The organism is Nocardia sp. NPDC055165 (assembly GCF_053606985.1).
In genome coordinates this window covers 1-22,759 of sequence record NZ_JBSGSS010000031.1, presented here as the reverse complement: position 1 = coordinate 22,759, position 22,759 = coordinate 1, and the positions used below count along the sequence as shown (strand labels likewise).

The window sequence follows — 22,759 nt, the reverse complement described above, 5'->3', positions numbered from 1 at the left end:
GCACCCTTTCCCCTTGGCGGACTACTCAATTCGCGGGCAAGCGCTCCATCGACCGCGATTCCAGCGCCGCCTCCACATGGCTCAGACCGGTGCGGATCACCGCGCCGTAGGCATCGTTGGCGAGCACATCCAGGTGCCCGCGCGCGATGGCCAATTGCATCCGCGCCATCTCGAAGTCACCGACGCGGCGATGACTGTCGGCCAGGTTCAGATACAGCGAGGGCAGGAACCCGCGCAGCCCCTCATCGAGCGGGATGCCCGGCCCGAACACCGCGGCCAGCGCCCGCTGGTCCCACAACAAGGCACCTTCCGGCAACTCCTGCACATCCGCCAGGTGATGTGCCACCACGCAGCGATGCAATGGGTCGCCGCCTTCCCCTATCTCACTCCACAGCCTGGTCAGCGCCGCGCGCGCCGCATCAGGGTCGCCACCGCCGAGCCGCACCGCGGCATAGATGTCCGCCATCCGATCGTCCGCCATGTGCATCAGTATCGCACATATGTTCGAACATTAGCGAGAGCCACTCGAACATATTTTCGAGTTTTCCGGCGACCCTGGCCCTCGAACTTACTTTGGAGTAAGTTCGAGGCAACGAGCTGCAAAGGAGCAGTGATGTCTCAGGTTTCTCCAGGTGAACGGGGCCGCAAGCGGCGCGATCTCACCGGCAGGCATGTCGTGATCACCGGTGCGTCGTCCGGGATCGGACGGGCCGCCGCACTCTCGGTCGCCGACAAGGGCGGCGTGGTGTTCCTGCTCGCGCGCCGCGCCGACGAACTGGCCGCGGTGGTCGCCGAGATCGTCGACGCGGGCGGGCAGGCCTACGGCTACCCGTGCGATGTCACCGACTCCGAATCCGTGGACTCGGCCGTCAAAGCGATCCTCGACCAGCACGGCCACGTCGACATGCTGGTCAACAACGCGGGCCGGTCCATCCGCCGCGCCATCCACCGCTCCACCGATCGCCTGCACGACTTCGAACGCACCATGGCGGTCAACTACTTCGGCGCGCTGCGGATGACCCTCGCGCTGCTGCCACAGATGCGCGAACGCGGCTTCGGACACATCGTCAACATCTCCAGCGCCGGCGTGCAGGTGGCCACCCCTCGCTTCGCCGCCTACCTCGCCAGCAAAGCGGCCCTGGACAAGTTCACCGAGGTCGCCTCGGTCGAAACCCTCGCCGACGGAGTCACGTTCACCACCATCCACATGCCGTTGGTGCGCACCCCGATGATCGCCCCCAGCGGCGACCAGGGGCCGTCCGAATCCCCCGAGTGGGCCGCGGGCACGATCGTGCGCGCCCTCACCGAACGTCCCAAACGCATCGATGTTCCCCTCGGCACCCTCGCCGAATACGGCGGCATCATCACCCCCAAACTCCGCGACCGCATCCTGCACCGCTACTACCGCGCACTGCCGGATTCCCCTGCGGCCAAGGGCGAATCGGCCGAAGACACCCCGGCCCCCGCACCGGCACCCCGGGCAGATCCGAAAACCCCTTCCGCCGCCCGAAAAGCCACCGGCACCGCCCTGCGCCGCGCGGCCCGCTGGGTACCCGGCACACACTGGTGACCCCCGCGTAGTCACTCGGTTCGTCTCGCACCCACATGGATTCAGTGCTGCCGGGTCCGCCACGATTCACTGCAGGTCGAGGGTGAAGTGGTGGGCGGTGATGGTCAGATGACGGCGCATATAGAGACGGTGGGCGGCGGCTCGGGTAGGACCGACGCCGGAGTCCAGGTGGACCCCCGTGCACCGCAGACGCCGAGCTTCGGCGGTGAGCCAGTCGAGCAGACGGTCGGCATGGCCTCGACCGCGCGCCACGGGAAGGGTGGAGACATCGTCGATGTAGAGGTGGTGGCCCCAGGCGGTGGAGTGGGATTCACGGAACCCTGCCACCGATAGTGCCGCGGGGGAACCCGTTTCGAAGACCCCGATGAGACGGTAGCCCGCGGGGCGGAGTTCGTTATCGATGAACTCGGTCAGGCGCGATGCCGTCTCCCACCGTGGGCGAAGCTCCAGCAGAGCCGGGCCCGCCAGCTCGGTTTCGTCCTCGCCGATTTCCCGGATGTCGATCATGGAGTCGACGTTAAGCCCGTCGGACGACGTGCGGGAGGGCCACCGCGCCGTAGTTCCAGTAGTCCACTGTGAAGCTTGCCCAGAAGCCGAGTCGTCCGCAGTCGATGAGTCAGCGATCCGTGGGACGTTCGGACTGCGCGCGAGACAGCGCGGGAAGTTGTTCTATCGCAGCGGGTTCCAAGTAGGTGGCCGGTTTGGGGGCGGCACCGCAGCTGGCTTGGCGCGGGGCGGCGGGGACGGTGCGGGCGGTGACGCGCCAGCGGCGGCCGTCGCGGTGAGTGACGATGGCGGCGCCCGCCACGGTCGGGTCGTGCGTGGGGGCCGGGTCGGGCTGGACGGTGAGAGCGGTGGCATCGGCCGGGACCTGCTCGCGCACAGCCACTTCGGCGAGCTGGGAGATCGGGGGGTAGCAGCTGCGGCCGCGGAGACCGGTCAGGGAGACCTCGTCGACGTCGGCCGCCGCGAGCATCGCCTTGGCGGCAGTGGCGTCGACGCGGCCGTAGGTGAGGCCGGAGGGAAGCAGGACGACCGCGGGGGCGAAGCGGTGACCACCGGTGTGCGAGGCCTCCCAGACCCGGCCCGGGTAGTCGGCGGCGAGGGCGGCGGCGATCGTGCGGCCCAGCAGGGCACAGCACTGGTCGCGTTTGCCGTGCGCGCAGACCAGGACCACCGGATCGTCCACGCGCACACCGATTCCCGGCGCCGGACCGTCGACGAGATGCAGGTCGATGTCGAAGAGCTGGCGCAAGTCGGTGATCTCGAACCGCTCACACCAGGAGCCCTCCGGCCGCGAACTGACCAGCAGGACAGTGCGGGTACCGGTGAACTCGTTGCGGCCGGGGCGGCGGATCAGCGTCGGCCGGACCTGCGCCGCCGACGTACGCGCCGCGAGTTCGGCGGTGATCTCCGGACCGAGCACTTCGTCACCGATCACATCACCGCCCCACGCACCGGGATGCTCGATACACAGCCATCCGGTGAAATGTCCCGCGGTACCGAGCAGCGGAAGATCGGCAGCGGCCGCCGTACACAGCATGCCCTCGAACGGGTTCACAGCGCTCCTCCCACGACCGAGCCTTCCGGGACTGTCCCGGACAAGCGTCGTTTCACTCTAGAACCGGGGTGGTGGGCTACTCGTAGACGCCCTCGGCGTGCCAGTGCATCGCGTCGTAGACGAGCAGGACGGCGCGGATCTCGGTAGGGTCGGCATCGAGCTGGACTTGGACGCGTACGGCCAGGGAGGTGGGCTCGGCCGTGGACCACCAGCGTTCGGTGATCGGCCAGGGGCCCGCCCAGCCCAGCAGCGCCCACTGCTTGCTGCCCCAGCGCAGACGGGTGGGGACGGCGGTGAACAGGCCGCGATCGGTGACCAGGACGGGGGCGCCGTCGGCGGCGGTCAGATGCACGACCGGGCGGTGCAGCAGGAGCAGCGTGGGAGCGGGTTCGGGGAGACGACCCGGCCAGGGCTGGGTGGGGTCGGCGGCGGGGGTCAGCTCGTCACCGAGGGCGATCATGGTGATGCGTTCGGCGGGCCCGCGCCCGCCGCTGAGCACGCCGATGCGGACCGCTTCGCCACCGAGCAGCCCCTGCACGCGGACCAGGGCGCGGCGGGCGCGCTCGGTCTCCTCACCCTCACCACCCCACAGACCGAGTTGCAGCGCACCGGCGGCGACCACCTCGACCGGTTCCAGGGTGAGCGCGACGATCGGGCCGGTGGGGCGGGCGCGGTGGGTGAGCCAGCCGTCGAGTTGCCAGCGGACGCGGTCGGCGGTGTCGGCGGGGGTGAGTGGGCGAGCACAGCGCCAGATCCTGGTGAGCTCCTCACCCGTCTCGGTGCGCGCGGTCACGGCGAGCCGGGTGCACGCCACCCCCGCCGCCGACAGCACCGCGTGCAGCCGGGTGGACAGCTGCCTGCCCGCGAAGGCGGCCGCGTCGACCCGATCGATGGGCGGATCGCAGGCCAGCTCGACGGTCAGTTCCGGAGCGGGCCGGCGTGCCGACGGTGGACGTTCCGGCAGGGCGCGGGCGGTGCGATGGGCAAGCACGGCGTCGGCGCCGAACCGGGAGGCCACTTCGGCAGGAGAAAGGCGCGCGAAGTCGCCGATGCGGCGCAAACCCAAGCGGCGCAACAGGTCGACCAGCTCCGCGCGCTGCGGTGCGGCCAGGCTCGGCTCCACCGCCAGCTCCGCGACCGGGAGCCCAGCGAGGTACTCCGCGCCCTCCCCCGGCGCCACGATCGCCCCGCGCCGTGCCGCGATCACCGCTGTCGACATGGCATCGGCGATCCCGATCTGCGCCTCGGCTCCCGCCACGGCGACCGCGTCGATCAACCGCACCACCGCGGCCTCCTCGGAGCCGAAATACCGTGCGGCACCGCGTGCCCCGAGCACGATGAGCCCGGGCCGCAACACCTCGACGCCGGGCACCGTCTCGTCGACAGCGCCGACCACCGGCTCGAACAACCGCGCATCGCGATCCGGATCATCCTGCACGACAACAAGTTCCGGGCAACATCCCTGCGCATCCCGCCGTCGCATCCCCCGCCGCACACCCTCGGCCCGCGCGATCGCCGAACACGCCACCACCGAACTTCCCCGCAACACCGCGATCGGTCGCTCCGCCGACACTCCCTCCACCGCGGCCGCCGCCACCGCGGGCCAGTCCAGGCACCACACCGCGAGCACCCGCTCAACGCGCGTCACGACGACACCACCGATCCACACGCCACGCCACGTCCGAACGAGCCACCCACCACGAATGCGGTGGGCGATCGGTAACCGCAACGGCGTGCCGAGAGCGACTCGGGAACGAACGGGAGACCCGCGGCGATCGTCCGGGCGGCCGCCGGACAGTCGGTAGGTCTCCTCACGCCCATCGGCCGGAACCTGACAACGGCCCGGCGATCATGAGACGGCCTCGTGTAGCGCGGTGACTTCCGGTGCACCGCTGACGGTTTCGCGGGGCAGCCATTCGGTGCGGCCGACCTGGGCGCACAGGTCCATACGGCCATGGCGGGTCTGGCCGGCCTTGGCGCTCACGCGCACGTCGAGGCAGACCGAGCGCAAGCGGCCGCGACCGGGGCCGAGGCCGCGGTACCCGGTGACGCGGGAGTCCAGGCGCAGAGTCGGGTTGGCCCATTCGCCCGCGACCACCAGGGTGGCACCGCGATTGCGGGCGCGGGCGGCGAGGACGCGGCAGCGCGACGGAGGAACAGCGAGGCCGCCGAGGCCGAGGACTACCAGGTCGAGGCCGTCGAGCAGGACCGCGGCCACTTCGGCGGGGTCGGGGCCGGGGTCGGTGATCACCGCCAACCGGGACAGCTCGGCACCCATCTCGGCAGCGGCCAGCAAACCGAGCCGGGGCAGGCCGACGACCGCGGCGTGGCCGCCGCTCCCGGTAACCGCGGCGAGCATTCCCGTCAGCAGAGAGTGTGCGCCGGTGTAGGCGACGACCGCGCCTTTCGGCAGCCCACCATCGGGCAACAGATCGGCGAGTGGGGGCGGAACAGGCAGCAGATCTCGGCGTAGTGGCTGCTCACGTGGCATATGCCCGGTCGCGGACTCACCACGGCCCGGGACCGCGGCCATCCGCCTGCGCAGCTCGTCGATCATGCCCGCATCGGGCGACAACGCTTCCGAACCCATCAACACCACCTACTTCCACGATGGACCCGCGAGCGGAAAACCGCCCTGCGCCGAAACGGCAGCACCGTTTCAGCTATCGATCGTATTCGAATATACGTTCGATAGCGACCAGCGTGACACCCACCCCCACCCCGTGTCCACCGCGCAGCACCCCGGAGATCCCGGCCAGTCAGCGCCATATTCGGCTACCCTCGCACCCGTGACCGAACGTGCTCGTCCCCATATCGGCCCCGACTACCTGGTCGCGGGTCGCTACCGCCTGCAGTCCAAGCTGGGCGGGGGTGGCATGGGTGCGGTCTGGCTCGCGACCGATCGGTTGCTGAACCGGGAAGTCGCGATCAAGCAGGTGCTGTCCACCGCGGGACTGAGCGCGGCCGAGGCCGAGCGAATCCGCAGCAGCATCGTGCACGAGGGCCGGGTGGCCGCCAAGCTGTCGCACATCCACGCCGTGGCCGTGCACGACGTGGTGATCGAGGCGGGCGAGCCGTGGCTCGTCATGGAGTACTTACCCTCGCGCAGCGTGGCCAAGGCGCTCGCGCTGGTCGACACGCTGCCCGCGGTCGAGGTCGCCCAGATCGGCGCGCAGGTCGCCGACGCGCTGGCCGCCGCGCACGCCGCGGGCATCGTGCACCGCGATATCAAGCCGGGCAACATCCTCGTCGCCGACCGCGGCAACAGTGTGGGCCTGGCCAAACTCAGCGACTTCGGCATCTCGCGCGGCGCCGGCGACACCCAGGGTGACGAACCCGACGGTGTGATCACCGGCACCCCCGCCTACCTGCCGCCCGAGGTCGCGCGCGGCGCCCGGCCCACCGAGGCCAGCGACGTGTTCTCCCTCGGCGCCACCCTCTACACCGCACTCGAAGGCCAGCCGCCGTTCGGTTTCGACTCCGACGAGCACGACGTCGTCGCCGCGGCCGCGATGGGCCGGATCATCCCGCCCACCCGCAGCGGCATCCTCACCCAGCCGCTGCTGCACATGCTCGAGCCCGCGCCGCAGCGCCGCCCCACCATGGCCGAGGCCCGCGACGAAATCCTCACCGCCGCCTTCGGACCCGGCACCGGCGCCTACATCCTCGGTGTGCCGCTGCGCACCGAGGACGGCACCATCCCGGCCTGGTCCACCCGTAACTCCGCCAGCGGCCTGCGTAGCCACAATTCCTCCCCCCTCCCGCGCCCGCACCGCGCGCCGGTGGGCGCCACCGCCGCCGCACCCCAGCAGCGCACCGGCAGCTTCGTCGACAACCTCCCCAACGGCGCCCCCCTCGCCATCGGCGCGGGCGTGCTGATCGGCCTGATCATCCTGATCGCGATCATCATCGCCGTGATGTAGAGCCGAGCTTCACTCGATGCGGCGCCGATGCGCCCATCGAGTCAGCGCGTTCCGGTTCGACTGTTGCGTCTTACGAAGCACATTCGACGCGTGCGTCTCCACGGTCTTCACCGAGATGAACAAGGATTCGGCGATCTCCCGATAGGTGTATCCACGCGCCAGCAAGCGCAGCACCTCCAGCTCGCGCGGGGTGAGTGAATCCAATTCGGGATCGAGCGGCGGCTCGGGGACCGGCGAGCGCCCGGTGAACGAATCGAGCACGAACCCGGCCAACCGCGGACTGAACACCGCGTCCCCACCCGCGACCCGGCGGATACCGTCGGCCAGCTCGGCACCGGAAATCGTCTTGGTGACGTACCCACGCGCCCCCGCCCGGATCACCGCGATCACATCCTCGGCCGCGTCGGACACACTCAACGCCAAACACACCGGCCCCGTGGCGATCCCGCTCAGCACCGCCACTCCACCACCGTCGGGCATGTGGACGTCGAGCAGCACCACGTCCGGCTTCGTGGCATCGATCCCGGCGATCGCCTCGGCCACCGCCCCGGCCTCACCGACGACCTCCATGTCGGTCTCCCGGCTCAGCTCGGCCCGCACCCCCGACCGGAAAACCGCGTGATCGTCGACCAGGAACACCCGCACACTCACTACCAGACTCCTCATTCGAACCGCTCGATCGACCTGCTGTCATCGGTACCACACCGCGGCGTCCGGGCGCCGAGATCGGCCCGGGTCGGTGCGATCGCGCTCAGTGATCGGCCGGATGGTCCCGCGTCGGCGCGTGGTCATCCGGGCCTGCGGTGGTCGGCGCGTCGTCGCTCGCGACCTCGTCCGGCTCGGAGGTCCCGGAGTCGGTGCGCGGCATGACGATCCGCACCTCGGTGCCACGCCCGAGGGTCGAGTCGATCACGGCGGTACCGCCGCGGCGCTCGATTCTGGCACAGATCGACTTGGCCACCCCGCGCCGATCGGCAGGCACCGCCGACACGTCGAAACCGGCGCCACGGTCGCGCACGAAGATGCTCACCTGGTGGGGTTCGGTCTCGGCGAACAGGTCGATCTCGGGGACCTCGGCGTGCTTGGCGGCGTTGACCAGCGCCTCACGGGTGGCGCCGAGCAGGGCGGTGAAATGCTCCTTGGGCAGGCCCGCGCCGGTGTCGCCGGGGTCCATCGCCACATCGCCGACGGTGACCGGGGTGACCTTCACACCGTGCTGGTCCTCCACCTCGCCCGCGATGGTGCGCAGCGCGGTGGCCAGGCTCGACTGGGCGGGTGCGGTGTCGTCGAAGAGCCACTTGCGCAGTTCACGCTCCTGACTGCGGGCCAGGCGAAGCACCTCCTGCGGATCCTCGGCCTGGCGCTGGATCAGCGCGAGCGTCTGCAATACCGAATCGTGCAGGTGCGAGGCGATCTCCTCGCGTTCCTCGTTGCGGATGCGGGCGCCGCGCTCGGCATTGAGCGCGCGGACCATGCGCAGCCACAGCGGCACCGTCAGCAGACCCGCGCCGACCAGGGTGACCGCCACCGCGATCAGCGCCGACCCGAGCGAACTGAGATCGATCCTGGCCAGCACCACCACACCGAGCCCGACCACGATCAGCGTCGCCCCGGCCACGATGCGCGACCAGGTGACCACCGAGGGTCGCGCGGGCAGCCCGAACAGGGCCCGCGGCCCCGGCGCGGCGACATCGTATTCGCGCCACACCAGCGCGGCGCCGACCGCCACCACCACGATCGGCGCGATCACCTTCGCCGCGGTCCCCTGGAACAACCACCCCACCGTCACCGCGAGTCCGAGCCCGAGCAGGGCGAGCCCGATCGCCTGCCTGCGCTCGTCACCGGTCGGTTTCGCCGCGTCCGCGCCACCGGGAGTGAAGATCCACAGCAGCCCGTACGCCACCAGTCCCGCGCCGACCAGCGCGGACAGCAATACGAACGCCAGCCGCACCTTGATCACGTCGACACCGAGATGGTCGGCCAGACCACCCGCGACTCCACCCACCACCCGCCCACCACTGCGACGGACCAGGCGCGGGGTCTCCGGCATCGGCGCACCCACCGGCTCGGGGCCGGGGACGGGCAGCATGGGCCGATAGCCGCGCGGCACGCCATAACCCTGCGGATACTGGGCGTAACCCGGCGCGCTCCGATACTGCGGCGGCGGCGCGTAGTGCTGCGGCGGCCCATAGACCACCGGCTCACCCCCGAACGAGCGCTCTACGAAACCACGCGGCCGGTGCCAACCGAACCGCGGATTCGCCGCTGCGCCCGGGCCGTCGGAAGGCCCGTGGGTGGCGTTGTTCCCGGCGGCGGCGCCGGGCCCGGACGGGGTCGCGGACCCCTGGGCGGCAGTGCGGGCGGAAACAGACGGATCCATGCTCTCGATACTGGCACGCATCGCGTGGGGTGGGCATCGGGAACATCCCTGAGATCAAATTATCAGGGTTACCCCCGATGTGCGGAAGGGGCGGCTCGGCACACCATGGATGGCATGAGCAGAACGAGCTTCGCCGACCAGGTTCACCAGATGTGGCAGACGCGGCCCGTCCGGCTGCCTCGGCAAGGGCCGATCGCCGGGGTGGCGGCGGGGTTCGGGTTGCGGTACGGGGTGGATCCGGTGCTCGTGCGGGTGGCCTTCGTGGTGTCGACGATCTTCGGCGGGGCCGGGATCGTGCTGTACCTGCTGGCCTGGCTGGTGCTGGGGTCGGCGGGCAACGAGATGTCGGCGGCGCAGGCCCTGTCGGCCCACGATCGAGGTTCGCATTCGCAGACCAAGACGATCGTGTTGATCGTCGCGTTGGCTATCGCCGTGTCGACCATGGGGCCGATCGGGCTGGGAATGGGCGGGTCCGGGGTGGTCAGCATGGGGCTGATGCTCGCAGGCTGGTGGATGCTGTATCTGCGTCATCCTGAGCTGCCCGCGGGATTCGACGCCTACCGCGCTCCGCTCGGCACGACGGGCTACCCGGGCGCGGGCTACCCGACCGGGGTCCCGGTGCGCGGCTACCCGTACAACCCGGAGGTGCCGCCGACGGGGATGTACACGCCCTACACCAAACTCCCCGACGCCTACGTTCCCGATCCGGCGCTCGCCCGCGAGGAAACCCGCACGGCCACCGCCGAATCCGCGCCGCTGCTGCGAGTCGACGCGACCGACACGGTCGTCCTGCACAAGGACATCGACGAATCGGGCAGCGCTGCTGTGGATTCCGTCGAGACCACCCGGATCACCGTGACACCGGCCGCCAGCGAACCCGGACAAGAGGATCCGGACAACCGCGAGGTCGCCTCGGACGCGTCGACTCCGCACGCCGTGTCGGATACGAGCGAGCAGGCGGCCGATTCGGTTCCACCCGTCGATCTCGACAAGCGGGCGGACAACCCGACAACCGAGGTCGTCGAGCCGGCCGGCACCGACGAGAGCATGCGGCCCGCCACGCAACCACAGGCGAACGAAACCGGCGCCACCGCCGTCCTGCGCAAGGACGTCCCCGGAACCATCTCTCCCGCACCCGAGCCCCCGCGGATCAACGCGCAGGTGCCCAACGGCTGGGACCCGCTCGCTGTCGCCCCCCTCGCCTGGGAACTCCCGGAAGCGGCACCCCGCTACGCACCGGTCGCGCCACCGGCACCGAAACGTCCACGCTCCCGGCTGACCCCGGTCACCATCGGCCTGGCGATCCTGGCCGCGGCGCTGGCGGGTGCGGCAGCGGCATCGGGCGTCGAATGGATGACCCCCGCACGGATCGCGGCGTTCGCCTTGGCCGTAGTCGGACTCGGCCTCGTCGTCGGCGCGTTCCTGCGGCGCGGGTACGGGCTGCTGATCCTCACCGCCCCGCTGGCCGGGTTCGTGGTGCTGGCCTCCCTGATCGGGCCGATCGACTTCAGCGAAACCGCCGTCGGCGACCGTGTCTGGGCGCCGACCTCGGTCACCGAGTTGCAGCCCCGCTACGCCCTCGACATCGGTTCGGGCACGCTGGACCTGCGCGGACTGAACCTCACCGAATCACGCAGCGTCGAAGTCGCGGTGAACATCGGTGACGCGAAAGTGCAACTGCCCGAAGGGATGACGGTGAACACGACGTGTGACATCCGAGTGGCCGATTCCAACTCGACCTGCAAAGACGGACTGAGCGGGCCGAACACCCCCGGCGCACCGGTCCTCGACCTGCACGTCAAGATGCACCTGGGTGACGCGGTGGTGACCCGTGGCTGATCCGACCGGCACCGAGCCCACCCGCCGACCCGCCTTCACCCTGCTGACCATCGGCCTGATCGCACTGGCCGTGAGCGTCTGGGCACTGCTGGGCGCACCCACCCCCGACGACGGCGGGATCCTGCCCATCGGCTGGGGCGTGGTGATCGCGGCCATCGTCATCGGCCTGCTGCTCACGCTGGCCCCCAGCCGTAAACACCACTGACCGAAGACAACTCAGGCAACAGCAATGGCCCGTCATCACGACGGGCCATTGCTGTTGACGGGACCAGTTGAAAGACAAGGGCAATGGACGAATCCGAGAAGAGACCGGAAACCCCACTGGCGAAGGTCCTGCCGCCGGTCACCCACCGGCCGCACGCCGGCGGCTTCCTCCTGGGCAGGCTCCTGCTCACCCAGGCGGCGCCGCCGCGACCGGCCTAGTTCACTCCCACTCGATGGTGCCCGGCGGCTTGCTCGTCACGTCGAGGACCACGCGGTTGACCTCGGCCACCTCGTTGGTGATGCGCGTCGAGATCCGTTCCAGCACGTCGTAGGGCAGCCGGGTCCAGTCCGCGGTCATCGCGTCCTCGCTCGACACCGGACGCAGCACGATCGGGTGACCGTAGGTGCGGCCGTCGCCCTGCACACCGACCGAACGCACGTCGGCCAGCAGCACGACCGGGCACTGCCAGATCTGCTTGTCCAGGCCGGCCGCGGTGAGCTCCTCGCGGGCGATGGCGTCGGCCTGGCGGAGCAGATCGAGCCGGTCGGCGGTCACCTCGCCGACGATGCGGATCGCGAGGCCGGGGCCCGGGAACGGCTGGCGCGCAACGATTTCCTCGGGCAGCCCGAGTTCGCGGCCGACCGCGCGGACCTCGTCCTTGAACAGCAGGCGCAGCGGCTCGACCAGATCGAACTCGAGGTCGTCGGGCAGGCCACCGACATTGTGGTGGCTCTTGATGTTCGCGGTGCCGGTGCCGCCGCCGGATTCGACGACGTCCGGGTACAGGGTGCCCTGGACCAGGAATTCGACCTTCGGTGCGGCGCCTGCGGCAGCGCCCTCCTCGAGCACGATGCCCGCGACCGCGTCCTCGAAGGAGCGGATGAACTCGCGGCCGATGATCTTGCGCTTCTCCTCGGGATCGGAGACGCCCTTCAGCTCGCCGAGGAACTTGTCCACCGCGTCGACGGTCACCAGCTTGGCGCCGGTCGCGGCGACGAAGTCCTGCTGGACCTGCTCGCGCTCGCCGGCCCGCAGCAGACCGTGGTCGACGAACACACAGGTGAGCCGGTCGCCGATCGCGCGCTGCACCAGCGCGGCCGCCACGGCGGAGTCGACACCGCCGGACAGGCCACAGATGGCGTGCCCGTCACCGATCTGCTCGCGCACGCTCTCGATCAGCGACTCGGCGATATTGGCCGGGGTCCACTGCGCGGGGATGCCCGCGAGCTCGTGCAGGAAGCGGCTGAGCACCTGCTGGCCGTGCGGGGAGTGCAGCACCTCGGGGTGATACTGCACGCCGGCCAGGCGCCGCGCACGGTCCTCGAACGCGGCCACGGGGGCGCCCGCGGTGGTACCGGTGACCTCGAAGCCCTCGGGGGCGTCGGTCACCGCGTCACCGTGCGACATCCACACCGGCTGGATGGTCGGCAGGCCGCCGTGCAGCACACCGCCGTCGATGTTCAGCTCGGTGCGACCGTATTCGCGGGTGCCGGTTTCCGACACGGTGCCGCCGAGCGCCTGTGCCATGGCCTGGAAGCCGTAGCAGATGCCGAACACGGGCACGCCGAGATCGAACAGCCGCGCGTCGAGTTGCGGTGCGCCCTCGGCATACACACTCGACGGACCACCGGACAGGATCACGGCCAGCGGCTGCTTGTCGGCGATCTCTTCCACGGTCATCGTGTGAGGAATCACCTCGGAGAACACCCGTGACTCACGCACCCGTCGGGCGATCAGCTGGGCGTACTGCGCGCCGAAGTCGACGACGAGGACCGGTCTCTGAGTATCTGCCACCGCCACAGTTTAGTGACGGGGTGCGACGAGCAAGCAGCGGGCATCGCCGGAGGCCGGACTCGCCGTAGTGACTGTGCACGACGCGCCCCCATTCTTGGGCGTGGCGCGGCGGCTCTGGCTATCCTCGTGCTCGTGCCATTCGCCCGCGCGATCGATGCCGACATCTACTACGAGGACAGCGGTGGCACCGGTCCGGTGGTGTTGCTCGCCCATGAATTCTTCATGGATCGCACGATGTTCGCCTCGCAGCAGGCCGCGCTCGCACCCGAATTCCGGATCGTCGCCTGGGACGCGCGCGGTCACGGCCGCACCAGAGACCAGCGGTTGCCCTTCACCTACTGGACCGCGGCCAGGGACGCGCTGACGGTGCTCGACTCGATCGGCGTCGAACGCGCGATCGTCGGCGGGACGGCGCAAGGGGGCTTCACAGCATTGCGGACCGCGTTGGTCGCACCCGAACGGGTCGCCGCGCTGATCTTGATCAGCACCGAGGCGCACGGGCCGACCCTCGACCAGTCGACCGCCACCCAGCGATTCCTCGACGAGTGGCACGACCGCAGCTCCCGCGAGGAAGCCGCGGGCCGACTGGCCGACTGGCTCATCGGCGACGACACCTGGTACCGCGACATCTGGACCCGCCGCTGGGTCGGCGACGCCCACAGCGGGCTCGACGCCGCCGTCGGCTGCCTACTCGGACGCGACTCGGTACTCGACCGACTACGCGAGATCACCTGCCCGGCACTGATCATCCACGCCACGCAGAGCGGCATCGCGGGTGACCGGGCCCGCACGCTGGCGGACGGGCTCACCGCCTCCACCTTCGTGGAGATCGATGGCGCCCGTCTCGCCGTCACGATGACGCACCCGGAACCGGTCAATACCGCGATCTCCCGGTTCCTGCGGGATCGGGTCTCACTGACCCACGTTCGTCAGCGCGGGCGGCCTGTCAGCGGACGCTGAGCCCGACCTTCTGGAATTCCTTGAGGTCGGAGTAGCCGGCCTTGGCCATCGAACGGCGAAGGCCACCGACCAGGTTCAGCGAGCCGAACGGGTCGTCGGAGGGACCGTAGAGCACGCGCTCGAGGCTCGGACGGGCCGCCGCGCCGTCGGGGCCGTCCAGCCAGGCCTCGTCGACCGGCAGGAACGAACCGCGCGGCACCGAGGGGTGCGCGGTCGCCGAGGGCCAGTACCACCCGCGACCGGGCGCCTCCGCCGACGCCGACAGCGGCACGCCGAGCATCACAGCGTCGGCGCCACAGGCGATGGCCTTGGCCAGCTGACCCGAGGTGGCCACGTCACCGTCGGCGATGACGTGCACGTACCGGCCGCCGGTCTCGTCGAGGTAATCGCGACGGGCCGCGGCCGCGTCGGCGATCGCGGTCGCCATCGGCACGCCGATGCCGAGCACCTCACCGGTGGTGGTGGCGCCGGGGAACGAGCCGTAGCCGACGATGACACCCGCCGCGCCGGTGCGCATCAGGTGCAGCGCGGTGCGGTGATCGCTCACACCACCGGCCACGACCGGCACATCCAGCTCGGCGATGAAGGTCTTGAGGTTGAGCGGCTCCTCGCCACCCACGTGCTCGGCGGAGATGATGGTGCCCTGCACGACCAGCAGGTCGATACCGGCCTGGAGCAGCGCCGGGGTCAGCGCGCGGGCGTTCTGCGGGCTCACACGCACCGAGGTGGTCACCCCGGCCGCACGGACCTGCGCGACAGCGGCGGCGAGCAGGTCGGGCTGCATCGGCGCGGCGTGCAGTTCCTGCAGCAGCGAGATGGCCTTTTCGTAACCCCCCTTGTCGACCAGATCGAGCAGCTGGTCGATCTTGGCCTGCACGTCGGCGTGGCGGGCCCAGAGGCCTTCACCGTTGATCACACCGAGGCCACCCTGGCGACCCAGCTCGATCGCGAACTCGGGCGAGACCAGCGCGTCGGTGGGGTGCGCGAGCACCGGGATCTCGAAACGGTAGGCATCGAGCTGCCACGCCAGCGAGACCAGCTTCGACGAACGCGTCCGCCGCGAAGGCACGATATCGACGTCGTCGAGCTCATAGGTCCGACGAGCGACCCGTCCCATACCGATTTCGACCATGTCACGCACAGTTGCTCCTGTGTTTTTGGAGCGCTGGCGCGCTCGAGTTCGCGGCCACCACGGGCCGCCGGTCAGGCACCGCCGCTTGCTCCTTCGTCGCCTACGCGGCGGCGCCTGGCCGGCGACCCGGCCGCGAACCGCCGCTGCGCGGCGGACCCTCCTCGAGGTCGGGTCGTGCGGGGCCGGGAGTGCCGGTAGACGGCGGACTCGGAGCCTGCCTGCATTGCCCTTGTGCGCCGGGAGCGTACCTCCCGGCGCACAAACGCATCTATTGTACTCAGCCGCGCCCGGTGTAGTTCGGGGCCTCGACGGTCATCGTGATGTCGTGCGGGTGGCTCTCCTTGAGGCCCGCCGCGGTGATCTGCACGAACTGCGCGCCCTGGAGGTGCTCGATGTTCTGCGAACCGGTGTAGCCCATCGCGGCACGCAGGCCGCCGACGAGCTGGTGGATCACCTGGTTGACCGGGCCGCGGAACGGAACGCGGCCTTCGATGCCCTCGGGAACGAGCTTGTCCTCGGCGAGCACGTCGTCCTGGAAGTAGCGGTCCTTGGAGTACGACTTGGCCTGGCCGCGGCCCTGCATCGCACCGAGCGAGCCCATGCCACGGTAGGCCTTGAACTGCTTGCCGTTCACCAGCACCAGGTCGCCGGGCGACTCGGCGGTGCCCGCGAGCAGCGAGCCGAGCATCACCGTGGACGCACCCGCGGCGATCGCCTTGGCGACGTCGCCGGAGTACTGCACGCCACCGTCGGCGATCACCGGCACGCCGGCGGCCTTGCACGCGGCGACGGCTTCGAGGATCGCGGTGATCTGCGGCGCGCCGACACCGGCGACCACACGAGTGGTGCAGATGGAGCCGGGGCCCACACCCACCTTCACCGCGTCGACGCCCGCCTCGACGAGCGCGGCAGCACCGGCACGCGTGGCGACATTGCCGCCGACGATCTGGATCCGGTCACCGACCTCGGCCTTGACCTTGGCGACCATCTGCAGCACCTGTGACTGGTGGCCGTGCGCGGTGTCGACGATCAGCACGTCGACCCCGGCGTCGGCCAGCGTCATGGCCCGCGACCAGGAATCCTCACCGACACCGATCGCGGCGCCCACCAGCAGGCGGCCGTCGCGGTCCTTGGTGGCGTTGGGGTACTGATCGGTCTTGACGAAGTCCTTGACCGTGATCAGCCCGCGCAGCCTGCCGTTGCCGTCGACGATCGGTAGCTTCTCGATCTTGTGGCGACGCAGCAGCCCCAGCGCGGCCTCGGCGGTGACACCCTCACGGGCGGTGATCAGCGGCGCCTTGGTCATCACCTCGTCCACGCGGCGGTCCTGATCGACCTCGAAGCGCATGTCGCGGTTGGTGATGATGCCCACCAGCGCGCCGGTCTCGTCGACCACCGGCAGACCCGAGATGCGGAAGCGGGCGCACATGGCGTCGACCTCGGCGAGGGTATCGGTGGGACGACAGGTGACCGGGTCGGTCACCATGCCCGCCTCGGAGCGCTTCACCGTCTCCACCTGGGCGGCCTGATCGGCGGCCGAGAGGTTGCGGTGCAGCACACCCATACCGCCCGCACGCGCCATGGCGATGGCCATGCGCGCCTCGGTGACGGTGTCCATGGCCGAGCTCACCAGCGGCGTGCGCAGGGTGATGTCCCTGGTCAGCTTGCTGGAAGTCTCGACCGAGCTGGGGATGAGATCCGAGGCGGCAGGCAGCAACAGCACGTCGTCGAACGTGAGGCCGAGCATGGCGATCTTGGTCGGATCGTCGCCCCCCGTAGGAGGGCGCACCGCAATTCGTTCGCCCGACACGGGATTACTCATTCGGATCGACCCCTCCTGGTCGTCATAGCTACCGACGCGGTAGACACAGTGCGTCGGTGCTCGAGCGGAAAAAGCTTTCGGATGGTCGGCTGGAACAAAGTCGCCGACGCCTGTATTCCATGGTATCCGGCGCCCGGAGACGCCTGTGAAGTGAGCCCTTCCGCAAAACTTGCCCGGTGCATCGCTGGCGCGATGCACCAAGTACTGCGTACCGTGGGGATGTGCGTGACCATCTACCACCTGGCCTGCCGCCGGATCCCTTCGCCGGAGACCCCTCCGACCCGTCCGCCGCGCTCGATGCGATCGAGCCCGGTGAGCCGTTGGATCCTCATGAGCGCCTCGCGGTCGAGGAAGATCTCGCAGACCTCGCCGTATACGAAGCCCTGCTGGCCCACCGCGGTATCCGCGGTCTGGTCGTCAGCTGTGAGGATTGTCGGCAAGATCACTATCACGACTGGGACATGCTGCGGGCGAACCTCCTACAGCTACTGGTCGACGGCACTGTCCGTCCACACGAACCCGCCTACGACCCCACCCCCGAGGCTTATGTCACGTGGGACTACTGCCGCGGCTACGCGGACGCGTCGATGAACGAGGCGTTCCACGGCGACGGGTTCGACGGGTTCGACAACTGAGCTCTCCGGCGACTCGGCACAGCTGAGTCCGTCGCGGCGCCCGCCCTCCTCCACTCTCGGTCACGCGTGCGTGGGGGGAATACGCGGGCCCACACCGGAAATGCCCCAGCACAAGACGAAGGCCCCGAACCTGTTCGGGGCCTTCGTCTTTAGTTCAATTCATCGTGCTGCTACGGCGAGGGCACCGCGGGCGGCGACTGCAGGATGGTCGCCGGCGGAGGCACCTGCTGCGTGGGCGGCAAGCTCGGCAGCGGTGCGGACGTCGGGACCACCGTCGTCGGCACAGTGACGACCGGCGGTGATTCGACGATGGTGGTCGGTGGTGTGGTCGGGTCGACAGTCACCGGCGGGGTCACCGGCGGTTGTGTCGGCTCGACCGGCGGCTGCGACGGCTCGACCGGAACCAGCGGCTTGGTTTCCGGGCCAGGGCCCGGGCCCGGGGTCTGCATGATGACCGGCGGCGGTGTCGACGGATCGGTGGTACCCGCTCCTGGAGCGGTAGGCGCCACCGGCGCGGTGGTACCCGGATTCGTCGTCGGCGGGACCTGAACGGGCGAGCTGGGCTTGGTCGGCGCGGTGGTGGTCGGCGGCAGTTGCGCGCCGATCTCCGGGGCGACCTTGATCAGCTGATCTCGCAGCAGGTTCCAGCGCGCGATCAGATCGTCACGCTTGGCCGGATCGTCGACCTGGCCCGCGTTGGCCGAAGCCTGTTCCAGCCTGGCCTTCGCCTGTTCCGGATTGCCCGAGGTGAGCAGGTTCTGTGCGGCCAGTAGATCTTCGTCGGCGTACTGTACGACGGTGGACTGTGCCTGCTCGCTGAACACGACCTCCTTGACCCGCCACAGCGGATCGCCGGGAGCCGCGCTGTAAGCGAAGGCCGTGATACCGCCGAACACCAGCGCCAGTGCCGCCGCTGCCCCGAAAATCGGGCGGACCAGTCGTAGACGTCCGCGCGAGGAAGCTCCGACTCGAACCTGCCGCGCGCCGATCTCCTGATTGACGGCCGCGAACACGGTGTCGAGATCAGGGCCCGCGGGCATCGGCTCGGCCAGTAGGTCGGCCCGCCAATCCGCGAGTAACGACGCCAGCTGGAACTCTTCGGGACTGTCGGTGCGGACCGGACCATCGCTCGCGATCGCGTCGATCAGCGCATCATCGCTGCGCACCGCCGCAATGTCGACCGGTCCGGAGTCACCGGCATCCTCGGCGGCGTAGGGACCGCTGTCGTGCGATCCGCGCTGCCAAACTTTCCGGTCGCCTAGACCGCGCTCGCCATCCCTAGCCATACATTTCACCTGCCCTCGCCACTTGTGACTTCAGTTTCGCGAGTGCCCTGTGCTGGGCAACCCGTATCGCCCCCGCCGTGCTGCCCACGGCGACTGCGGTTTCCTCTGCTGACAGACCCATGACCAAACGCAGGATCAGGATTTCTCGATGCTTCTCGGGGAGCGTGGCCAGCAGAGTGTTCATCTGCCTGCTCGTCTCCGAGTCGAGAGCCCGCTGTTCCGGCCCGTGGTCGGTGGATATGACATCTGGTACTTCGGCCATCGCCTCCGCCTTGTTACGGGCGGCGTTGCGATGGGCGTCGGCGACCTTGTGCGAAGCGATTCCGTACACGAAGGCCATGAAGGGCCGACCCTGATCCTGATAGCGGGGCAGGGCGGTCATCACAGCCAAACAGACCTCTTGCGCAACATCGTCCGCGGAGAGCTGTCCGCGCTCCGCGGCTCCGATCCTGGCCCTGCAGTAGCGAACCACCAAGGGACGGACCAGTTCCAATACCCGAGCTAAAGCGGTCCTGTCGCCCTGCGCAGCCGCAGCGACGGCGAGGTCCAACTCTTCGCCCATATGCGTCATCGTCAGAGATTTTCCTGGCGTTACGAGTGGCGCGGTCGAATGTGACCGAGCTTCCACCGAAATGGCGGAACGGCACTAACAATAGCGACCCCCGGATCGGCCGCCAGCGGGCGTGGCCGCTTCTAACCGTGCTCTCAGAAAGATCATCCGGAGCGAATCAGGCACCCAGCGGGGCGATGTCCCCACCCCAGGCCCGTAGACGGGCGCCATGATCTGCGGCTTCGCCCGCCGCGGCGCGCGCCGGAGCCGGTTCGGCGACTCCCGAGCGCAGCATCGCGGTGGCCCAGCGCAGTGGGAGAAGGCCGTTTTCGCGGCAGTCCGCGTCGACTCGCACGGCCAGTTCGGCGGACCCGGAGAGGTCACCTGTGGCAGCTGTCGCGGCCGCCACGAGCAGCGCCGATTTCACCTGGTGACGCACAGAGGGAAGCGCCCCGGCGAGTTCGACCGCCGCGACCGCGTCGCGGAGCGCTGCGTCGGCTTCACCGCCGGCGAGCGCGGTCTCGGCGCGCACCCAGTGCCAGCGCACCTCGGCTCGCGGAGGTGCCGCGGCGAGCAGTGGCCGCACCCGGCCGAGCAGTGTGCGGGCCAGCGCGAGTCGTCCGGTGCCGAGGGCATCGGCGGCCAGGCCCGTATACGCGTCGGCGAGCGCCTCGGCGCGCGACGCTCCGGAAGCGCCGAGCGCGATCGCCGCGGCGCGACCGTCGAACGCTGCCGCACCCGCGTGATCACCGAGCTGGCGCAGCAGCGATCCACGGGTGCTCTCGACGAGGGATTTCAGGCCGGGATCGGTCGCGGTTCTGGCCGATATCAGCAGGTCGGCACGGGCGGCGGCATAGCGGCCCTGGCCGCCGAGCGCGACCGCGCGGTACCACCGCGACAACGGGTCCGCCGGCTCCGGCAACTCCGTAGCGGCCAGGCCGGGAGTGGGCCCGAAAGCAGTCGAAACGAGTATTTCGGAACCGATATCCGCGGGTGAGGCCATTGTCTGCACGACGAGACTCTAGCCGCCACCCGCCCCGGGCAGCGCCCATGTTATGGATCGACGAGGGGCAATCAGCAAACAATCAGCATTTCGCTCGAGTGTCGATGTTGCCATCAGGTAAATCTCCGCTCCCCGATGCCACTACCGGAAAGTCTCGAATTCACATGCGTTTCGCGCAATTAACCTTCACGCCCCGTTTTCGCCATCTGCACGCAGTCCGGGCGCGGAGGCCGTTGTGATCCAGCACACCCAGCGGCCCTGGCCGTCGCCGGCACGAACCAGGCCCCGACCGGCGCGACCTGGGAAAATATGGGATGTCTCGGAAACGCGAAGACACCCGATCCATAGCCAACCAAACAGTATGGAGGGATCGGGTGTGAAATGTAAATAGTGAGTAGGTTAAATTTCAGCGTTGCAGATTTACTGAACTCATGCGCCGAACTATTGACGGAAATTCCCGCCTGCACCTAACGTAGCTCATCGCCACGGTTGGCGCCGCGCGAAATCGCAGCGACCTCCGAGCGGCACCGTCAGGCACCGTCGAGCCGGCCACCCCCACCGGGTGGCGCGAAGACCTGCCGCACCACTCGCTCGACAACGCTGACGAGCTCGCGCCTCAAGGAGTTCACATGCCCATGCCCACCCACCTTCCCGGACCGAACGCCGATGTCTGGGACTGGCAGATGCGCGGCTCGTGCCGCGGTCAGGACTCCGCGGTCTTCTTCCACCCCGACGGCGAACGCGGCCGCGCCCGCACAGCGCGCGAGATGCGCGCCAAGGAGATCTGCCGGGCCTGCCCCGTGCTGATGCAATGCCGCACCCATGCCCTCAAGGTCAGCGAGCCCTATGGCATCTGGGGCGGCATGTCCGAGACCGAACGCGAGATGCACGCCCGCCGCAACCGGCGACGGATGGCCGTCTGAGGTCGACCGGGCCCGTCTGGCCGGGTTGGCAAATCTGTTCCAATCCGCTGGCCGTGGCGCGCCGAATCTCTAGCAAACAGCTGGCACCCGGATAAAGGGCACCCCCGGCCGCGGGGAGGTCATAGCCTCGGGCTACATTCGTGACCGATGACACAGAATGGGTTCCGAAGCGAAGCCTTTCCACCGAGCGTGGATTCTGCGGTTACCGCACGCGCGGCCGAAGGAGTCGAGCTAGCTGCACTGCTGGAACGATGCGGCCTGTCCGACCAGCAGGCCTTTGCCGAGCTGTACGACCGAACGTCCGCGCGCGTTTTCGGCCTGGTCCTGCGGGTGCTCCACGACCCCGGGTACGCGGAGGAGACCACTCAGGAGGTCTATCTCCAGATCTGGCGTACCGCTACGAGTTTCGACCCCGCCAAGGGGTCGGCGGTGACCTGGCTGATGACGTTGGCACACCGGCGCGCGGTCGACCGGGTTCGCGCCGAGCAAGCCCACACCCAGCGCGAGGTCGCGTACGGGATCCGGGTGCTCGGACACGAATTCGACGAGGTCACCGAGGAGGTGGAACGCAGACTAGAACAACAGGCCGTCCAGCGCGGACTCTCGACCCTCACCGAGACCCAGCGCGAGGCGATCTCGCTCGCCTACTACGGCGGGCGGACCTACGCGGAGGTAGCGACATACCTCGGCATCGGGTTACCGACCGTTAAGTCCCGAATTCGGGACGGATTGACACGACTGAAGAAAAGTTTGGGGGTGACGTGAGATGAACGAAGCCCAGATCGATCTCGCGCACACCGTCGCGCTCGGATTGATCGACGACGAAGACCATCACGCGATCCAGACCATCATCGATACCGAAGACTCCACCCTGTGTACGCAGTTCCTGCGAGAGGTTCGCGATACCCGCGAAGCTCTCGCCCAGCTCGCGTCCACAACCCCCACCCCACCGCCACCGTCCCTGCGCGCCCGTTTACTGGCCGCACTGGACGCCGAAGATCCCCCGGTAGCCAGCTAACACCCACACCGCCCAAACCCCAGACCCGCCATGACCGCACTCCCACCCACCACCTGCGACCCCTAGGGAGCAGCGGCCACGAAGTGGCCGGTCGCGGCCGGGTCGCCGGTTAGCCGCCGGGGCGTAGGCGACGAAGGAGCAAGCCCCGGTGGCTAACC

General features: G+C 69.3%; 22 protein-coding genes and 1 pseudogene. 10 read left to right on the top strand and 13 right to left on the bottom strand.

Annotated features, from left to right (window positions below; genetic code table 11):
* Positions 1-25: 25 nt before the first annotated feature.
* Complete coding sequence (locus tag ACWFRF_RS34135) at positions 26-481, bottom strand: hypothetical protein (protein WP_378635369.1); 456 nt, start codon at positions 479-481, stop codon at positions 26-28.
* Between the two features lie 177 nt (positions 482-658).
* On the opposite strand from ACWFRF_RS34135, the pseudogene ACWFRF_RS34130 reads away from it, so the two are divergent.
* Positions 659-1,570, top strand: a pseudogene (locus ACWFRF_RS34130) (SDR family NAD(P)-dependent oxidoreductase); the annotation flags it as partial.
* 66 nt (positions 1,571-1,636) lie between these two features.
* On the opposite strand, the gene ACWFRF_RS34125 reads toward ACWFRF_RS34130, so the two are convergent.
* The 4 genes from ACWFRF_RS34125 to ACWFRF_RS34110 form a co-directional block, all read right to left on the bottom strand.
* Positions 1,637-2,077: a GNAT family N-acetyltransferase gene (locus tag ACWFRF_RS34125; RefSeq protein ID WP_379312784.1), complete on the bottom strand. Its 441-nt coding sequence runs from the start codon at positions 2,075-2,077 to the stop codon at positions 1,637-1,639.
* A 109-nt stretch (positions 2,078-2,186) separates the two neighbouring features.
* The gene (locus tag ACWFRF_RS34120) at positions 2,187-3,113 is read right to left on the bottom strand and encodes a sucrase ferredoxin (protein ID WP_452454237.1); all 927 of its coding nucleotides are present in this window, start codon (positions 3,111-3,113) and stop codon (positions 2,187-2,189) included.
* Between the two features lie 94 nt (positions 3,114-3,207).
* Complete coding sequence (locus ACWFRF_RS34115; protein ID WP_449972137.1) at positions 3,208-4,779, bottom strand: DNA polymerase Y family protein; 1,572 nt, start codon at positions 4,777-4,779, stop codon at positions 3,208-3,210.
* 201 nt (positions 4,780-4,980) lie between these two features.
* Positions 4,981-5,721 carry a hypothetical protein gene (locus ACWFRF_RS34110; RefSeq protein ID WP_378996854.1) on the bottom strand — a complete coding sequence of 247 codons (741 nt, stop codon included), beginning with the start codon at positions 5,719-5,721 and terminating at the stop codon, positions 4,981-4,983.
* Between the two features lie 199 nt (positions 5,722-5,920).
* Between ACWFRF_RS34110 and ACWFRF_RS34105 the strand changes: the two genes are divergently transcribed.
* Positions 5,921-7,054, top strand: coding sequence for a serine/threonine-protein kinase (locus tag ACWFRF_RS34105; protein WP_378996856.1), 1,134 nt, complete (start codon positions 5,921-5,923; stop codon positions 7,052-7,054).
* 9 nt (positions 7,055-7,063) lie between these two features.
* Here ACWFRF_RS34105 and ACWFRF_RS34100 read toward each other — a convergent pair whose 3' ends face one another.
* Together ACWFRF_RS34100 and ACWFRF_RS34095 are read right to left on the bottom strand one after the other, a co-directional pair.
* Positions 7,064-7,720, bottom strand: a complete 657-nt coding sequence (locus tag ACWFRF_RS34100) for a response regulator (RefSeq protein WP_379312782.1) — start codon at positions 7,718-7,720, stop codon at positions 7,064-7,066.
* Positions 7,721-7,805: 85 nt separating this feature from the next.
* Positions 7,806-9,143 carry an ATP-binding protein gene (locus ACWFRF_RS34095; RefSeq protein WP_379312785.1) on the bottom strand — a complete coding sequence of 446 codons (1,338 nt, stop codon included), beginning with the start codon at positions 9,141-9,143 and terminating at the stop codon, positions 7,806-7,808.
* Between the two features lie 405 nt (positions 9,144-9,548).
* On the opposite strand from ACWFRF_RS34095, the gene ACWFRF_RS34090 reads away from it, so the two are divergent.
* The 3 genes from ACWFRF_RS34090 to ACWFRF_RS34080 all read left to right on the top strand — a co-directional run bounded on the left by ACWFRF_RS34090 (position 9,549) and on the right by ACWFRF_RS34080 (position 11,696).
* Positions 9,549-11,273: a PspC domain-containing protein gene (locus tag ACWFRF_RS34090; RefSeq protein WP_379312781.1), complete on the top strand. Its 1,725-nt coding sequence runs from the start codon at positions 9,549-9,551 to the stop codon at positions 11,271-11,273.
* Positions 11,266-11,478: a hypothetical protein gene (locus tag ACWFRF_RS34085; protein ID WP_379312780.1), complete on the top strand. Its 213-nt coding sequence runs from the start codon at positions 11,266-11,268 to the stop codon at positions 11,476-11,478. The genes ACWFRF_RS34090 and ACWFRF_RS34085 overlap by 8 nt, the downstream gene beginning before the upstream one ends.
* Before the next feature lie 83 nt (positions 11,479-11,561).
* On the top strand, positions 11,562-11,696 hold the full coding sequence (locus tag ACWFRF_RS34080) for a hypothetical protein (RefSeq protein ID WP_379312779.1): 135 nt from the start codon (positions 11,562-11,564) through the stop codon (positions 11,694-11,696).
* A 1-nt stretch (position 11,697) separates the two neighbouring features.
* Here ACWFRF_RS34080 and guaA read toward each other — a convergent pair whose 3' ends face one another.
* Entirely contained in the window at positions 11,698-13,272 is a 1,575-nt protein-coding gene (guaA, locus tag ACWFRF_RS34075) for a glutamine-hydrolyzing GMP synthase (RefSeq protein ID WP_378996866.1), read from the bottom strand.
* Between the two features lie 132 nt (positions 13,273-13,404).
* On the opposite strand from guaA, the gene ACWFRF_RS34070 reads away from it, so the two are divergent.
* Entirely contained in the window at positions 13,405-14,232 is an 828-nt protein-coding gene (locus ACWFRF_RS34070) for an alpha/beta fold hydrolase (protein ID WP_378996868.1), read from the top strand.
* On the opposite strand, the gene ACWFRF_RS34065 is transcribed toward ACWFRF_RS34070, so the two are convergent.
* Both ACWFRF_RS34065 and guaB read right to left on the bottom strand, forming a co-directional pair.
* Complete coding sequence (locus tag ACWFRF_RS34065) at positions 14,219-15,373, bottom strand: GuaB3 family IMP dehydrogenase-related protein (RefSeq protein WP_378996870.1); 1,155 nt, start codon at positions 15,371-15,373, stop codon at positions 14,219-14,221. The genes ACWFRF_RS34070 and ACWFRF_RS34065 overlap by 14 nt on opposite strands.
* Positions 15,374-15,641: 268 nt before the next feature.
* Positions 15,642-17,186, bottom strand: coding sequence for an IMP dehydrogenase (gene guaB / locus ACWFRF_RS34060; protein ID WP_378635339.1), 1,545 nt, complete (start codon positions 17,184-17,186; stop codon positions 15,642-15,644).
* Positions 17,187-17,407: 221 nt separating this feature from the next.
* Between guaB and ACWFRF_RS34055 the strand changes: the two genes are divergently transcribed.
* Positions 17,408-17,821 carry a DUF5319 domain-containing protein gene (locus tag ACWFRF_RS34055; RefSeq protein ID WP_022567296.1) on the top strand — a complete coding sequence of 138 codons (414 nt, stop codon included), beginning with the start codon at positions 17,408-17,410 and terminating at the stop codon, positions 17,819-17,821.
* Positions 17,822-17,991: 170 nt separating this feature from the next.
* On the opposite strand, the gene ACWFRF_RS34050 is transcribed toward ACWFRF_RS34055, so the two are convergent.
* From ACWFRF_RS34050 to ACWFRF_RS34040, 3 genes are all read right to left on the bottom strand, one after another.
* Complete coding sequence (locus ACWFRF_RS34050; protein ID WP_378996930.1) at positions 17,992-19,107, bottom strand: anti-sigma-D factor RsdA; 1,116 nt, start codon at positions 19,105-19,107, stop codon at positions 17,992-17,994.
* Positions 19,100-19,678 carry a sigma-70 family RNA polymerase sigma factor gene (locus ACWFRF_RS34045; RefSeq protein WP_056818204.1) on the bottom strand — a complete coding sequence of 193 codons (579 nt, stop codon included), beginning with the start codon at positions 19,676-19,678 and terminating at the stop codon, positions 19,100-19,102. Before ACWFRF_RS34045 ends, ACWFRF_RS34050 begins: the two co-directional genes overlap by 8 nt.
* A 157-nt stretch (positions 19,679-19,835) precedes the next feature.
* Positions 19,836-20,660, bottom strand: a complete 825-nt coding sequence (locus tag ACWFRF_RS34040; protein WP_379314478.1) for a hypothetical protein — start codon at positions 20,658-20,660, stop codon at positions 19,836-19,838.
* Between the two features lie 629 nt (positions 20,661-21,289).
* Between ACWFRF_RS34040 and ACWFRF_RS34035 the strand changes: the two genes are divergently transcribed.
* From ACWFRF_RS34035 to ACWFRF_RS34025, 3 genes are all read left to right on the top strand, one after another.
* The gene (locus ACWFRF_RS34035; RefSeq protein ID WP_022567299.1) at positions 21,290-21,583 is read left to right on the top strand and encodes a WhiB family transcriptional regulator; all 294 of its coding nucleotides are present in this window, start codon (positions 21,290-21,292) and stop codon (positions 21,581-21,583) included.
* A gap of 147 nt (positions 21,584-21,730) precedes the next feature.
* Positions 21,731-22,348 (top strand): sigma-70 family RNA polymerase sigma factor, encoded by a 618-nt coding sequence (locus ACWFRF_RS34030; RefSeq protein ID WP_378635331.1) that lies wholly within the window; start codon positions 21,731-21,733, stop codon positions 22,346-22,348.
* Position 22,349: 1 nt separating this feature from the next.
* Positions 22,350-22,601, top strand: a complete 252-nt coding sequence (locus ACWFRF_RS34025) for an RskA family anti-sigma factor (protein ID WP_452454225.1) — start codon at positions 22,350-22,352, stop codon at positions 22,599-22,601.
* Positions 22,602-22,759 lie beyond the last annotated feature (158 nt).